At 41.2% G+C, this 14785-nt stretch carries 15 protein-coding genes; 5 read left to right on the top strand and 10 right to left on the bottom strand.

Going from position 1 to position 14785, the window contains the following annotated elements:
* Positions 1 to 39: 39 nt before the first annotated feature.
* The 9 genes from PY091_RS13335 to PY091_RS13295 all read right to left on the bottom strand — a co-directional run bounded on the left by PY091_RS13335 (position 40) and on the right by PY091_RS13295 (position 8380).
* Positions 40 to 222, bottom strand: coding sequence for a hypothetical protein (locus tag PY091_RS13335; RefSeq protein ID WP_275650158.1), 183 nt, complete (start codon positions 220 to 222; stop codon positions 40 to 42).
* Between the two features lie 164 nt (positions 223 to 386).
* A complete protein-coding gene (locus tag PY091_RS13330) occupies positions 387 to 1358 on the bottom strand; it encodes a hypothetical protein (RefSeq protein WP_275650157.1) in 972 nt (323 codons plus the stop codon).
* Positions 1359 to 1440: 82 nt separating this feature from the next.
* Positions 1441 to 1944 carry a hypothetical protein gene (locus tag PY091_RS13325; protein ID WP_275650156.1) on the bottom strand — a complete coding sequence of 168 codons (504 nt, stop codon included), beginning with the start codon at positions 1942 to 1944 and terminating at the stop codon, positions 1441 to 1443.
* Entirely contained in the window at positions 1941 to 2351 is a 411-nt protein-coding gene (locus PY091_RS13320; protein WP_275650155.1) for a thiol-disulfide oxidoreductase DCC family protein, read from the bottom strand. The genes PY091_RS13325 and PY091_RS13320 overlap by 4 nt, the downstream gene beginning before the upstream one ends.
* A 111-nt stretch (positions 2352 to 2462) precedes the next feature.
* Positions 2463 to 3173, bottom strand: a complete 711-nt coding sequence (locus PY091_RS13315) for a uracil-DNA glycosylase family protein (protein WP_275650154.1) — start codon at positions 3171 to 3173, stop codon at positions 2463 to 2465.
* Positions 3174 to 3184: 11 nt separating this feature from the next.
* On the bottom strand, positions 3185 to 5734 hold the full coding sequence (locus PY091_RS13310) for a phosphoenolpyruvate carboxylase (RefSeq protein ID WP_275650153.1): 2550 nt from the start codon (positions 5732 to 5734) through the stop codon (positions 3185 to 3187).
* A gap of 174 nt (positions 5735 to 5908) precedes the next feature.
* Positions 5909 to 6670 (bottom strand): peroxide stress protein YaaA, encoded by a 762-nt coding sequence (gene yaaA / locus PY091_RS13305; protein WP_275650152.1) that lies wholly within the window; start codon positions 6668 to 6670, stop codon positions 5909 to 5911.
* A gap of 88 nt (positions 6671 to 6758) precedes the next feature.
* On the bottom strand, positions 6759 to 7790 hold the full coding sequence (locus tag PY091_RS13300; protein WP_275650151.1) for an RluA family pseudouridine synthase: 1032 nt from the start codon (positions 7788 to 7790) through the stop codon (positions 6759 to 6761).
* 2 nt (positions 7791 to 7792) lie between these two features.
* Positions 7793 to 8380 carry a PASTA domain-containing protein gene (locus tag PY091_RS13295; protein WP_275650150.1) on the bottom strand — a complete coding sequence of 196 codons (588 nt, stop codon included), beginning with the start codon at positions 8378 to 8380 and terminating at the stop codon, positions 7793 to 7795.
* A gap of 79 nt (positions 8381 to 8459) precedes the next feature.
* Here PY091_RS13295 and PY091_RS13290 point away from each other — a divergent pair, with 79 nt between their 5' ends.
* The 5 genes from PY091_RS13290 (at position 8460) to PY091_RS13270 (ending at position 14187) form a co-directional block, all read left to right on the top strand.
* Complete coding sequence (locus PY091_RS13290) at positions 8460 to 9434, top strand: D-alanine--D-alanine ligase (protein WP_275650149.1); 975 nt, start codon at positions 8460 to 8462, stop codon at positions 9432 to 9434.
* Between the two features lie 33 nt (positions 9435 to 9467).
* Positions 9468 to 9923, top strand: coding sequence for a pantetheine-phosphate adenylyltransferase (gene coaD / locus PY091_RS13285; RefSeq protein WP_275650148.1), 456 nt, complete (start codon positions 9468 to 9470; stop codon positions 9921 to 9923).
* A 191-nt stretch (positions 9924 to 10114) separates the two neighbouring features.
* Positions 10115 to 11941, top strand: coding sequence for a PAS domain-containing sensor histidine kinase (locus PY091_RS13280; RefSeq protein ID WP_275650147.1), 1827 nt, complete (start codon positions 10115 to 10117; stop codon positions 11939 to 11941).
* Positions 11928 to 12341 carry a response regulator gene (locus tag PY091_RS13275; protein ID WP_275650146.1) on the top strand — a complete coding sequence of 138 codons (414 nt, stop codon included), beginning with the start codon at positions 11928 to 11930 and terminating at the stop codon, positions 12339 to 12341. The genes PY091_RS13280 and PY091_RS13275 overlap by 14 nt, the downstream gene beginning before the upstream one ends.
* Positions 12342 to 12390: 49 nt before the next feature.
* Positions 12391 to 14187, top strand: a complete 1797-nt coding sequence (locus PY091_RS13270; protein WP_275650145.1) for a M14 family metallopeptidase — start codon at positions 12391 to 12393, stop codon at positions 14185 to 14187.
* On the opposite strand, the gene PY091_RS13265 is transcribed toward PY091_RS13270, so the two are convergent.
* The gene (locus PY091_RS13265) at positions 14180 to 14779 is read right to left on the bottom strand and encodes an NUDIX hydrolase (RefSeq protein WP_275650144.1); all 600 of its coding nucleotides are present in this window, start codon (positions 14777 to 14779) and stop codon (positions 14180 to 14182) included. The genes PY091_RS13270 and PY091_RS13265 overlap by 8 nt on opposite strands.
* Between the last annotated feature and the right edge of the window lie 6 nt (positions 14780 to 14785).

Raw genomic sequence — 14785 nt, 5'->3', positions numbered from 1 at the left:
TTAAAAATGGGGCTTTTTATAGAATATAAGTTGCAAAAACTATAGGTTATTGCCATTCTTCTTTTGTTGTCCGGGAGCATACTCCTTGGCACTCTGGGCACCTGTAATCTTTTTCACTTGTCCGGGAGCTGTTGCACTATTTCCTGCTCTTCTATGTACGGAACATGATCCGAACAATAATACTGCACAAACAACCCCTACGATTTTGGTCATTGATTTCATAATTCAATATTTTTCATTTATCCATCTATATATCTACGGGGATAACGGAGAAAAAGATTAAATAATGCTTTAGTTGCTGCTAAAAACAAAAAATATGATTCAATTAAATTCCAAAAAAGTGAAATAAATCTAATTGTAAATAACGAAAGTTTGGGATATGCTTTTTAACGACCCTGCAACCTATAGATCAACTTTGTCTTTCGCTGTTTAAGCATGTGATATATAGAGGCAAGATCTGCATATACTGTTTTCCAATCCATTAGCAAAACACAGATTACCCTATAATATGAAAAGCTTAGCCCCATGGTATAACCAATGACACTATGCATTATAATTACGGATACAAGAAAAATATTTCTTAATCTTGGATTTACAAACACAATAAAACCAGCTAATTCCAACAAAACAGTTAGGATAGAAATCGTAGACATCAAAAACTTGTTAGAGCCTAACCAAGAATTAAAAGCTCTATTTGTTGGCGAGGTTCGGTAATTCCCATATGTATGAGAATAAAGTCCATAGGGGCCTTTCCAAACAAAATCATTTTCGTCAACGCTCCTACCCATTAATATTTGCTTTTTTCCTTCCTCATAATCCATCATTTTATCCTGAATATAGAAGCTAAGAGTCGAACCATCCAACCATTCAATCCCTCCATATCTTAATTTGGAAACGCCCGCTGTAAAATAAGTAAATGCCACTACAAGTAGAATAACATTTGTACTCATTTTAATAATTTTATTATCGGCCCTAACAAAATCTTTCTTCTTCCATATTTTGCCCATCACCCACTTATCAATCGAGTAGGACAATGTGCCTGGCAAAAACGCTAGGATAAAATAGATTTGACTAGGTAAAGAAAGGTTATGGTCAAAAATCCCAATTCCTTCCACCATACCGTTCATCATAATAGCGGTGAATGCCAATAAAAATATGCTCAACCTCCCAAATATTCCAACAACTGCAGTAATTGTGCATACTATGATCAGGTAATAATAGAATTCAAAATTACTTTGATTTACCAACATCTCCTTTGGAATCATACTATTGATCCAGGTCAATGAAAGTTCATAGGTCTCGTTATTCTTAACACCGATCAAAAAATTTAACCGCTCTAAAGCATTTTTACCAATCAATAAGGTTAAAAAAATTCTTAGTGTAAATAAAGGGTTACTTAAAAACTTGAGTATTTGATTTAAAATTGACTTGATCATAATACTAATCCATTATTACTTTATATTCCTTACTTGCGCAATTATAGGTTCCGAATGGTCTATAATCACGAACAATGTTTCTTTCACTATCCACTTGGGCAATTTTAACCTCGATACTATCGAATTTAAGTTGATACTCCTCCCAAAGAAATTTCTGGTAGCTATCAAAAAACAATGTCAACCTTTCGTGAAATCTCTCCTCATCTTCCAATACCCGACCAGAAAATGGTGTAAAGTAATCGGAAGAGCCGTACACCTTACTAAAAAAATGCCTAATAAATCTTAACTCCGATTTACCATAATAATCTACGAGGTCAACACTACCATCGGCAGTATGCCCTTCAAATTTTAGAAGATATAATTTGGTGTTCGAGTCTATGTAATGTCCGAACATCGGTGCTTGTGTGTAAGGAAAACTCTCAATACCCAAAGCCATAACAAAAAGGTTCGGCAGTAAAAAAATGGCAGCTATGAAGAAAATATAATTCTTCCTTGATAAAATTTTCATCCTATAGTATCTATGAATCTATTAGACATGCTTTTCGATGGCAACCAACAACTTTCCTTCTTGCCCATCATCTTATATCGATTTTTTGCAATTAGGTCATAAACAGCATTGTTGAATCTAAGAGGTAGAAATGAAAATATTCTCAATAGGGGCCACGGTGCTTTTAAATTCTGGATAATCTCAAAGAACGCCTTACTTTTAATATAGGCCTTTTCATTTTTGATAAATACAATGGAATCCACGGAAGAGGAATCAACGCCATATTCTTTTAATAGTCGTCGCCCTTCTTCAGACTGTAATGAGGCAAATGAAATATTACTGTTCTTCTCCCTTTTGATCACAAATTGCACAAATCCACTGCACAAATTGCAAACACCGTCGAACAATACAATGTTGTTAATGGTCAATCTTAAAATTTTCGGAAAAAGTAACTGTATTAATAAATCGGCAATCAATTAAATCGTCCAATTGCCTAAAAGTTGGCTAATCAGTAATCACTGGCTTGTTATCCAATTGTGTTATAGCGAATCTGAAGTAAAAAACTTGCTGTATTGCAGAACTCTAAAATCCAACGTATTGAATTCAGGGTTCTTGCCCTTTAGATCTTTATAAGCTTGGAGACTCCCAACCGCCCTATTGGCTGCACCGGAGGGTGCGATTAAAGAGACTGTTTTTACAATTCTGGACTTTGGTATTGGGGAATTGGATGGATTCATGGGAAGTTCCAAATGATGGATTCGGGGCACCTGATCGGAAATCACCCTTAACCTAAGACCATGCTCCTTAAGCTGTCGACGAAAGAAGTATTCGGGACCATTCTTACTGTTCCCTCCGGTAAACAAAAGGGTTTGGATATTGGGATATTCTCTCAAGTAGCCCACTAAATCACGTAGGACCACATTTTGCATCCCCAGATCAGAGGCATCGATTTTTTCACGTTCCGCGCTCTCCACGATATCGCACACTCCAATTTTATGTTCCATCAAGAACCTCTTCCGTTCTTGAATGGCCTCCTCGCTGGTTTCATAGGAAAGTCCCAGATTGAATATCCTATCCAAAATGGGCCATAACTGACCATTGCTGCTTCCATAGCAAAAATCCACATCTTGTGGTTTAAGCTCCCCAGTGGTAAACCGGGGAGGAGGAAGTGTACCTACGATCAACTTAGTGGCCTCCTTTAACAAAAAGGGGGCATACGGGTGTGTATGTTTAAAAAGTGTCGAACCCAATCCTTATCTATCTAGGCGGAGTTTCTACTGGCGTTGATATTTCCATATAGGGAACGTGTCACGATTTTCTCGTAAAGTTCCTTGTATTCCGAATTTTGTGTGATATGGTACAATGCATTTTGCTGTATGACCAACAAAGGCAATACTATTTTTTCCCTGATCTTCACGGACTCCCTTGAAACAGCCTCGTCCTCCATCAAGATTTTGAGACCGGAAATCTGCAAGAGCATCTTTTTGGACAGCTGGAATTCTTCGTGCAGAATGTTCCAGAAATCACCGAACTCGGGATCATCCTTCATGTAGCTTGTTAAATCGAAATTGGATTTTGCCAAGGACATCATACTATTCAACATTAAAGCCTTAAAAAATGGGACTTCTTTGTACAGTTTTTTCACCTCACCGAGCCTTCCTTCATCCTTTAGTTTTTGCAGTGCCGTTCCAAGGCCAAAATAACCAGGCACGTTCTGTTTTAACTGGCTCCATGAACCTACGAAGGAAATGGCACGCAAATCGGATAGGGTCAGCTGTTTTTTATTGCCACGTTTCCCTGGTCTACTTCCAATATTGGCCTTGGTATAATACTTCAATGTACTTCTATTCTCCAAATAAGGAATAAATTTTTCATGCTGTTTTAGGGCATCATATTTGTCAAAACTCGACTCGGAAAGTTCTTCTATCAACTTTCGTTGTGCGGCCGATATAGTGAGTTCCTTTCCAAAGAGGTTATTGCTCAGTCCGGCAGTGAGCAATTGCTCGGAATTGTGCATAAATTGCTCCTTTGTTCCATAGGTACTGGTAATGGTCTGTCCTTGAATGGTCAATTGTATTTCGTGATTGGCCACATCCTTGGTCTGGGCGGCATAGAACCTATGTGTCTTACCTCCTCCTCGTGCTGGCGGTCCTCCCCTACCATCAAAGAAAATAGCGGCGATTCCATTTTTCTTACAGACTTTGCTTAGCGTCTCCTTGGTTTTTAGGATGGACCAGTTGGCCTTCAGGTAACCGCCATCTTTTGTACCATCGGAAAAGCCCAACATTATGGTATGTATATCCCTTCTGCGCTCCAAATGTTGTCTATACTTCGGAATATCGAACAAGGTTTGCATCACTTCTTCGGAAGCCTCCATACCTTTCATGGTCTCGAACAATGGAACTATATCGAAAGTGATTTCTTTCTCGTCCCATCCGCACCATCTAAATAGACCGAATACGAACAGTACGGCAAAAACATCTTCTGAGTTACTGATGATATATCGGTTACATCCATCCTCTCCATTAGTTTCTTGAATGGTCTTCAAATTTTGGATATTGACAATGGTATCCTTTACAATATCGTCTTCAAAATCCTTTGGGTCGAGCTTAAAATTGTCTTCCAATAATAATTTCACCAATTCCTTATCCTTGAGCTCATCAAGGTTTTCCTTAATGATGCCCTGCTTTTTTAACACGGATTCGACGACCATAAAGTGCTTGCTGTGGTCCTGACGGATATCCAAAGTGGCAAAATGGGTTTTGAAGATATGGACCTTATCGATAAATTGGTCCAACTCATCCAAATAGAGCTCATGGTAATGATCCACCAATTGTGCCCTTACTGCACTCAAATGGCCAATGATCGTCTCATAGGAGATTGGCGCATTGGGGTCGAACATGGCCTTGTACAATTTGGAACTCAATTCATTGATCTCGCCCTGCATGCTCTTAAAGGTCAATTTCTTCCTAAGGTCTTTTAACTCGTTATAGTAACACTTCATCAAGGTCAACCTCAGTTCATCGGCCACTTGTTTTGTAATATCGGCGGTTACAAATGGGTTTCCATCACGGTCACCACCCGGCCAAAACCCGAGCTTCATCAGGTTATAGTTCTCGAACTTGTCGTCACGTATATTGCTCTTCACATATTGGTACAGCTCGCCAACTGCATCGTAATAAGTGTTTCGAAGAATATAAATAATGTTTTTGGCCTCGTCCAATGGTGTTGGCTTTTTGGCATTGATCAAAGAGGTAAGACCCAATTGTTGGAGGGTGACATCGATATCATGAATTCTGTCCTCGTCTATCAACGAACGTAGTTCGGCAATGATATCCAGAACTGCAGGGGTATAAAACTGTGTTGGGTGGGCCGTTAAAACTATACGTGCACTGAAGGTGGATAGTTTTTTGGATACCTTGTCCCAGTTTTTGGTACGGTTCACCAATTCAAAATAATCCTTGATGGTCAGTGAACTACTGTATTCCTGTAATTTTGGAAAAGCGGAATCCTCCACACTGTCATAGAGCACCACTTGGCGCTCCACATATTGGACAATCCTGAACATAAAGTCCAATCGTTCGCGCTCATCCTGGATATCGACAAAATTTGAGAAGAACACTTCCAAGATCTCTTGGGGTTCTTTACCTGCTTTGAGTCCTTTCTCGCATTGATCCAATAAAAGTGGAATCAATATCCCCACGTTTTCCACATTCTTGTATGGTAAACTTAGGAATAGACTATTATAGATATTGAACTTATTGGTTACCGATTTTTTAAATTCCTCTAACCGTTTGGTCTGCTGTTGCATGTATATTTTTTATGTTAGTGTTAAAATAAAGACAAACACCCAAAGTTCGTGAATAAACCGTAACCTCGGGTCCAAATTTAAGCGTATCACAATTTAAGGCATGCGTCCTTTAATCGTAACAACATGCCTTGTCGACTATAACTTAAAGATTACTTCGGATTTTACCAAAGTTTTTTATCGAATGAACACGGGTTCATTTGCCTTCACGGTATGTTCTTCACTGTACAAGTACCCGTCGTAGTTGAAGTTTTTGATGTCTTCCAAAGTTTCGGCACCTGAATCGAGAATATACCGTACCATGGAACCCCGAGCTTTTTTGGCGTAGAAACTGATGATTTTCAACTTGTCGTTTTTCCAATCCTTGAATACCGGCGAGATAACGGGAACTTTCAAGTTTTTGACGTCTACGGCACTAAAGTATTCGTTGCTTGCCAGATTCACGAACAGCTCGTCCTCCTGGAGTTCCTTGTTCAAGGATTCGGTGATTTCCCCTTTCCAAAACTCGTACAGGTTCTTTTTTCTGCCCACTTTTAATTGTGTGCCCATTTCCAATCTATAGGGCTGCATCAAATCCAATGGTCGGAGTACACCGTAAAGACCGGACAAAATTCTGAGGGTGTCCTGTAATCGGTCCAACTTGTCCTCCGGAATGGTGTAGGCGTCCAAGCCCTGGTATACATCCCCACTGAAGGCATAAATGGCAGGTCTTGCATTATCGGCAGTAAAGGGTAGCTCAAACTTTTGATTTCGTTCCCAGTTCAGGTCGGCCAGTTTATCCGAAATGGACATTAGATCGGCCAATGCTTTGGGCTTTTTCTTTTTCAATACGGTATTGAGCTTTTCAGCTTGTTCCAAAAATTGGGGCTGGGTATATGTTGATGTAGGCAAAGCTGTATCGTAGTCTAGGGACTTTGCCGGTGATATCACAATTTTCATCTTCTACTGTTTTTGGTAAAAATAACGAGCTTTTTACTTTTTTGGAAGCATATCCCAATGGTGTTTTCAATCTCGTAATTGAAGAAACCTATGATTCGTGGTGCTTGGCATACCCACGCCATTTCTCTATTCCATTGACCATATCCTCTGGCAATTCAGAGTCAAATCGCATAAATTCCCCGGTCACTGGATGCTCAAACCCAAGGGTTTTGGCATGGAGGGCCTGTCTTGGCAATACTTTAAAAGTGTTTTCAACAAACTGTTTGTACTTGGTAAAGGTGGTGCCCTTTAATATTTTATCGCCACCATAACGTTCGTCGTTGAACAAGGTATGCCCAATGTATTTCATGTGCACTCTAATCTGATGGGTCCTTCCGGTTTCCAGTTTGCAGGAAACCAAGGTAACATATCCCAAACGTTCGATCACGTTGTAATGGGTAACAGCTTCCTTTCCATCGCTCCCATCCGGGAACACCATCATCTGCAATCGGTTTTTGGGATTGCGGGCAATATGTCCTTCTATGGTTCCTTCATCCTCTTCCACATTGCCCCAGACCAGAGCAACATATTCACGCTCACTGCTCTTCTCAAAAAACTGTTGGGCCAGATGAGTCATTGCCGATTCGGTTTTGGCAATGACCAATAAGCCGGATGTATCCTTATCGATTCTGTGTACAAGTCCTGGCCTGTCAGAACTATTATTGGGAAGATTTTCAAAATGATAGACCAGCGCGTTGATCAATGTTCCAGAATAATTGCCATGCCCGGGGTGCACTACCATACCTGCCGGTTTGTTCACTACCAGGAGCACATCGTCTTCATAAACAATATCCAAAGGAATGTCCTCGGGGGTCAACAAAAACTCATAAGGAGGATGCTCGAACATCACCTTTACCTCATCACCGGCCTTTACCTTATAGTTTTGTTTTACGATGGAGCCATTCACCCATATATGGCCTTTTTTGGCTGCTTGTTGAATTTTGTTCCTGGTGGCGTTCTCGATAAAGTTCATCAAGAATTTGTCCACCCGCAAGGGCTCTTGTCCTTTGGACGCCACAAAACCGTGATGTTCATAAAGGTCGTCCTGCGAAAGTTCGTCCAAATTTTCGGAAGTATCCATATTTAGTTGGAATCAGCCTGCACCCTTGCACTACCCGGAATGGTCCCGTTCCCGCAAATCAATTCCACTTTGGAGGTTTTGGGCAAACGGTCGCCAGGTTTTATGTACTTACCCTTGTACTTCATTCGGTAGACCATGTCCTTACCAAGCTCATCGATATAGGTTACGCGCTCCACATCCAGGCCAACGGCCCTTAACATAGAAGAGGCGTTACGTTGGGTCACCTGTACAATATCGGGCACACTTACTTTTTTGTATCCGGAAGGGTTAACGGTAAAATAAATTTTACGATTGGACTTTACCTTGTTTCCAGCAGGTGGATTCTGATCCAAAATGGAAAATCTTGGGTAGTCCGGATTGTATTCCGAGGAATCCAAAACCTGATATCTGAGCCCGGCTTCCTCAACGGCCTTGCGCATCTCCATCACCGACATTTTTGAAAAGTCCGGCACCTCCACAAACTCACCATGGTTTGTAGTGCCCTTGAGCCATTGCAGTGCCACGAACACCAAAACCAATATGGCGACTGCCGCCAATCCGAGTTGGATGAGAAAGGTCTTGCTCTTTAAAAAGTTGAAAAAATTTTTCATGTAGTTCACCTTAACGGAACAAATATAGGAAAGCCAGTCCTTTTTTCTTTAATTTGGCTTCGCGATATTAATTAAGTCAATGAAAAAGAACATTGCCATCATCATGGGCGGCTATTCCAGTGAGCACAATATTTCCATAAAAAGCGGTAATGTGGTTCACAAATACCTGGACAGGGACAAATACAATGCCTACCGTATCGTCATCACAAGGGACAAGTGGTATTATTTGGACGGGTCCAACAGGGAACACCCCATGGAAAAATCAGATTTCAGCATAGGTGTCGATGGTAAAAAAATACAGTTTGACTGTGTTTTCAATGCCATTCATGGCACCCCTGGTGAAGATGGCCTAATGCAAGCATATTTTGAACTTCTGGGTATACCCCAGACTTCCTGCAACCATTACGAAGCTGCACTCACGTTCAATAAACGGGATCTATTGAGCACCCTCAAACCTTATGGTGTGCCATGTGCCACATCTTATTTTTTAAACAAGGGTCAGACCATAAACGAGGAGGCCATCGTAGAAAAGGTTGGGCTCCCATGTTTTGTAAAGGCCAATAGGGCGGGCAGCAGTTATGGCGTGTCCAAGGTCTACGACAAAAAAGAACTGGGAAAGGCAGTGGAAGATGCGTTCAAGGAGGACACCCAGATAATCATAGAATCCTTTTTGGACGGAACGGAGGTTTCCGTAGGGGTCATCACTTACAAAAGTGAAGTAACTGTACTACCCGCGACAGAGATTATTTCGGAAAATGATTTCTTTGATTTTGAGGCCAAGTATATGGGGAAATCGAAGGAAATCACCCCTGCAAGAATTTCCGAAAAACAAGAGACCAATGTTAAACAATTGGCTGAGTTCATTTATAAGGCACTAGGATTGAAAGGCTATACACGTAGTGAATTTATTTTTATCGGTGACGAACCCCATCTGCTCGAAATAAACACCACACCCGGTTTGACGGAGGAAAGCCTTTTGCCCCAACAGGCCAAAACCGCTGGAATATCTTTGGAAGAGCTATTTGACAGTGCCATTGTTGAAGCTTTGCGATAGAAACCGTATTTTTAAAAAACTTTATTCCACAACATGAGACGCGCATTGTTCCCGGGTTCGTTCGACCCACTTACTTTAGGACATTATGATATAATCAAAAGGGGAGTCACACTTTTTGACGAACTGGTCATCGCCATCGGAATCAATGCCGACAAAAAATATATGTTCTCCCTAGAAGATCGGGTGAAATTTATTGAAGAGGCTTTTAAGGACGAGCCAAAAATAAAAGTGACCACCTATAAGGGAATGACCGTGGACTTCTGCAAAAAGATCGATGCCAATTTTATATTGCGCGGATTGCGGAACCCTGCCGATTTTGAATTTGAAAAAGCCATTGCACATACCAATAGAAAGCTTTCCGAAATTGAAACAGTGTTCCTATTGACATCCTCTGGCAAATCGTTCATCAGTTCATCGATTGTGCGTGATGTGATCCGAAACGGTGGGGATTATACCGGTTTGGTGCCAGAAACCGTGGTCGCCAAGTAAAAATCTGACGCTGACCGACATAGCGCACTGTACGTAATTTCTTTCGATTCTTACATTGACACACCTAGTCAATTCGTGTAAATACCACATTAATAAGTGTTTTCACAACATTAACTACGCTTGAACAATGAATAATTTTACTTTGGCTGTAAATTCCTGAGTAGGAAAAGGTTTTTAAACATCCCCCAGTTTTGAAAGCAGCAGAGAGCATTGACCAATTTTATTTACTAAAACAGTTGCCCAAGGCAACGGCACTTCTTTGTAAAGAAGGTAGGCTGCTCGATGCTTCGTGCTCATGGCTCGAACTCTTCAATCTCCCTCCACAAAATGGAGACCTCAAAACCAAAGTTTATAACTTGTTTCCGGAAAATTCCGAGCTCAATAAAAAACTTAAAGAAAATAAACCTTTTACCATCCAGCACAAAAGAGCGGCAGCAAATGGCACCCGTTATTTAAAAAGCTATTTCTCCCCTTGGTTCGACAAGGAGGAAAATGTGGTCGGGACCATTGTACAAACCGATGATATTACCATGGAGGTGGAGAAGGATAAAAAAATCAAATGGCTCGAAAATGTACTGGAGACCAAGGTCGAGGTATCCAAAACGGGATGGTGGGAATTTGACGTGGAAACAGAAACACTAACATGGTGTAACGAAACCAAGCGAATACATCAGGTACCCGAAAACTATACCCCCACTACAAGCGAAGCCATCAACTTTTACAAAACCGGTTATTCCCAAAACAAAGTCGGGATGTTGTTCCACCGCGTCAAGGAAAACCAAGAGTCCTATGACACCAAACTCATGTTGGTCACTTTCCAAGGTCAGGAAAGGTGGGTACACGTCACGGGCAAGCCTATTGTTAAAAATGGCAAGGTCACCAAGGTATTCGGAACCATTAAGGACATCCATGAACAGGAAATGGCCGAAACCAGGGTTAAGGAGCACCAACAATTATTATCCACGTTGATAGACAGCCTCCCATTGAACGTATACGTTAAAGACCTTGAATCAAGAAAAATGTTGGTCAATAAAGGTGAATGCAACTATTTCGGCAAAACGGTGGGCGAGCTTATTGGCAAAAATGACTTTGACCTGTATGATGAAGAAATAGCCAAAGTCTCCAGACAAGAGGACATCGAGGTCATGAAGCATCTCACTCCTATAATCGGCAAAGAGACCACAAGCACCCTTAACGGCAAGACAACATATTTTCTAACATCAAAAATCCCGCATTTTGATTTAGAGGGCAAGGTTTGTGGACTGATCGGCATGAGCTTGGACATTACTTCCATGAAAAAGAAGGAAGAAGAGCTTCATAACCTGATAGACATTACCTCCATGCAAAACCAAAAATTAGTGAGTTTTGCACACATTGTGTCCCACAATTTGCGATCGCATTCAGCAAATTTCTCCATGCTTTTAGGCTTCCTTAACTCAGAAAATGACCCCAAAGAAAGACAACGCATAATAGACATGCTATCGCAGGCTTCGGACAATTTACTTGAAACCCTCGGGAATTTGAACCAAGTTGTGGATATAAATTCCAACACTTCCGCGACCAAGAAAAAATTGAACCTCAAAAAGAACATTGTCAAGGTCCTGCAAAACTTTTCTGCAGTTTTGGAAAAGAACGATTCCAAAATCATCAACAATGTTTCGGAAGATATAGTAGTGAGTTGTGTTCCCGCTTATCTGGACAGCATAATTCTCAATCTGGTCTCCAATGCGGTCAAATACAAAAGTAAGAACAGATCACCTCTTATAATCATCGATGCCATAAAATCAAGTGAAGGAATACTTCTGAGCATTTCGGACAATGGTATGGGCATAGATTTAAATAAATACGGTGACAAGATATTCGGAATGTACAAGACATTCCATAATAGAAAAGATGCCAAAGGTTTCGGTCTTTACCTGGTAAGGAACCAGATAGAAGCCATGGGCGGAAGTATAACGGTGCAGAGTGAAGTTGACAAAGGCACTACATTTAATGTGTATTTTAATGAAGACAGTTAGTTGTATTTTTATTGTGGACGATGATCCAATTACGGTTTTTGGTATAAAAAAAATGTTGAAATCCGTTGCCAATTGTGACGATATCCAAATTTTCCAGAATGGGCAGGAAGCCTATGAAGCCGTCAAGCTAAGACATGAACAAGGAAGACCTATTCCGGAAGTGATTTTTTTGGACATCAATATGCCGATAATGGACGGATGGGACTTTCTTGAAGAAATCATCGCCCTCGATATCAACGAACATATCGTGATCAACATGATCACTTCATCCATAGATCCTTTGGATTACGAAAAATGGAACGGTTTTAAAGATAGGTGCCCTTATACGCTCAACTTCAAGAACAAACCCATTTTCAAAATCGATTCGGCCGATCTTGGTTGCATCAATGTAGCTTCATAAATTATAATAATCTGTATTTTTGGCACATACAAACAGATGTACATTTTGTATGAACCAAAGTTCCCAAAGTATTTTGAAGCACATTTACCCAATTATCGCTTTCATTATTTTCATCTCCTGCGAGTCAGAGACCCAGGATGAAAAACCCTCTTACCCGACCCATTATGAACTATCGGAGGGAAAGGAGACCGCTACCTATAAGCAGACCATTGATTATTACATTGCCCTTGCCAAGGACTTTCCCGAAATCAATATCCATACGATAGGGAAAACGGACAGTGGTAATCCTTTGCACATCGTCACTTTTAATCCAGATGGCGACTTCAACTATGAAAATATCCGTAAGGAAAAATCCATTATACTCATCAACAATGGTATCCATCCAGGGGAAAGCGATGGTATAGATGCCACCATGATGCTCTACAGGGACTTGGCCACCGAAAAACTGGAAATGCCAAAAAACACCGTACTTGTCACCATTCCCATCTATAATGTCGGGGGTTCGCTAAATAGAAACTCCACTACCAGGGCCAATCAGAACGGTCCGTTGGAATATGGCTTTAGGGGCAATGCACGCAATTACGACCTTAATCGGGACTTTATAAAAATGGATACCGAAAATGCCAGGACATTTGCGCAGATTTTCCATCTGGTGAAACCCGATGTCTTTATCGACAACCATGTGAGCAATGGTGCCGATTACCAGTATACACTGACCCATCTTTTTACCCAGCACAACAAAATGGGCGGTAAAATGGGCGCGTATCTACACGAAACATTCATGCCCAGCCTGGAAACTTCCCTGGCACAAAAAGAATGGGATATTACCCCTTATGTAAATGTATTCAATGTTCCACCGGAAATGGGATTCAGTCAATTTATGGACCACCCCCGATATTCCACTGGGTACACTACACTATGGAGCACATTGGGCCTCATGGTCGAAACCCATATGTTAAAACCATACGAGCAACGTGTGGAAGGGACCTATCATCTTATGCAAAGCCTTATTGAGCTTGTGGAAGGTGAGCACGATAACATAAAATCGCTCCGTAAAGAGACCTTGGAGAACAACCTCGACCTTGCCGAGTACCACTTCAATTGGCAAGTGGACAGCACCCAAAGCTCCACCTTGCTTTTTAAGGGTTACGAAGCCGAACAACTGACCAGTGAAATCACGGGTCTTCCCAGGTTGAAGTACAACCGGGACAAGCCGTTCACCAAAGAAACCGTTTACCAAGACTATTTTTATCCGGCCGACACTGTAGCTGTTCCTGCAGCCTATATTGTCAAGAAAAGTTGGAAAAGGGTCATAGAACGATTGGATGCGAACAAGATTCAATATACACCCATTACAAAGGACACTGCCCTGACAGTGGAAGTCTATCGAATTTTGGATTACGACACCAGGAGAGCACCTTATGAAGGGCACTATCTGCATTCCAATACCAAGGTCTCCAAAAGTAAGAGGGAGGTTTCCTTTAGTGAAGGTGATCTTTTGGTTCCGACTCGCCAGCCAGGAATCAGGTACTTAATGGAAACCATGGAACCGCAAGGGACCGATTCTTTTTTTAACTGGAACTTCTTCGATACCGTACTCCAACGTAAAGAAGGGTTCTCCCCATATGTTTTTGAGGACGTTGCACTGGAAATGCTAAGAAATGATTCATTGCTCCTACAGGAGTTCGAAGCAAAAAAGGCAGCGGAGCTCAATTTTTCCAACAACTGGTACGCCCAATTGGATTGGATTTTTGAACGTTCAGAGCATTTTGAAGAAGCCTATCTGACCTATCCGATATACAGGGTTGCCAAAAACAGTGAAGCCTCGGGATTGTTGCCTAATTAAAGGGCCAATCTTCGAACAGAATCTTAATGTTGTGGTAAGAATTCTTTAAAGCTTTCTTGGTCTTTCGTGCACCTTTCCACTTAACTTTTTTGATTCCTTCGGATTTTTCGGCCACCAATTTGCCGTCATAATCTGTGGACATAATGAACCAGTGCGTCTGTTTCAACCTGTATTCACCGTTCCTTTTGAATATATGGTAGGTCGTATGCAAAAAACGGTCGATCTTGAGGTTTTTTACACCGGTCTCCTCCTCTACTTCCCTAACAGCGGCATTTTCGATGGACTCACCTTTGTCCACTTTTCCCTTGGGTAGATCCCATTTTCCATTTCTATAAATAAAAAGGACCTTACCCTTTCTATTGATCACAAAACCGCCACCTGCTATCACTACCGGTATCTTGTGCATGAATAATTTCAGGATCTTCTGCTCATCCGGATGGTACAAGTAGGCCTTTTTCAATTTCTTTTTGGACAAAAGCCTGATGGCCTCAACAATGGAATCACCATCCAAAGAAAACAAATTACCATTGGAATCCTGGGGGCGCTCGTTTGTTAAAATCAGTGGAGCCTCATTAACAAAAACTTCATACATTTGCGC

The organism is Flagellimonas okinawensis, from assembly GCF_029194005.1.
In the GTDB taxonomy this organism is placed as follows: Bacteria; Bacteroidota; Bacteroidia; order Flavobacteriales; family Flavobacteriaceae; genus Flagellimonas; species Flagellimonas okinawensis.
The sequence above is the reverse complement of the archived record's forward strand: the minus strand, read 5'-3'. Positions and strand labels throughout refer to the sequence as shown.

What these genes read in the sequence shown, in the direction of transcription:
- PY091_RS13335 (WP_275650158.1), bottom strand. Translation starts at nt 222, where the DNA reads ATGAAATCAATGACCAAAATCGTAGGGGTTGTTTGTGCAGTATTATTG.
- PY091_RS13325 (WP_275650156.1), bottom strand. Translation starts at nt 1,944, where the DNA reads ATGAAAATTTTATCAAGGAAGAATTATATTTTCTTCATAGCTGCCATT.
- PY091_RS13310 (WP_275650153.1), bottom strand. Translation starts at nt 5,734, where the DNA reads ATGCAACAGCAGACCAAACGGTTAGAGGAATTTAAAAAATCGGTAACC.
- yaaA (WP_275650152.1), bottom strand. Translation starts at nt 6,670, where the DNA reads ATGAAAATTGTGATATCACCGGCAAAGTCCCTAGACTACGATACAGCT.
- PY091_RS13300 (WP_275650151.1), bottom strand. Translation starts at nt 7,790, where the DNA reads ATGGATACTTCCGAAAATTTGGACGAACTTTCGCAGGACGACCTTTAT.
- PY091_RS13295 (WP_275650150.1), bottom strand. Translation starts at nt 8,380, where the DNA reads ATGAAAAATTTTTTCAACTTTTTAAAGAGCAAGACCTTTCTCATCCAA.
- PY091_RS13290 (WP_275650149.1), top strand. Translation starts at nt 8,460, where the DNA reads ATGAAAAAGAACATTGCCATCATCATGGGCGGCTATTCCAGTGAGCAC.
- coaD (WP_275650148.1), top strand. Translation starts at nt 9,468, where the DNA reads ATGAGACGCGCATTGTTCCCGGGTTCGTTCGACCCACTTACTTTAGGA.
- PY091_RS13275 (WP_275650146.1), top strand. Translation starts at nt 11,928, where the DNA reads ATGAAGACAGTTAGTTGTATTTTTATTGTGGACGATGATCCAATTACG.
- PY091_RS13270 (WP_275650145.1), top strand. Translation starts at nt 12,391, where the DNA reads ATGAACCAAAGTTCCCAAAGTATTTTGAAGCACATTTACCCAATTATC.
- PY091_RS13265 (WP_275650144.1), bottom strand. Translation starts at nt 14,779, where the DNA reads ATGTATGAAGTTTTTGTTAATGAGGCTCCACTGATTTTAACAAACGAG.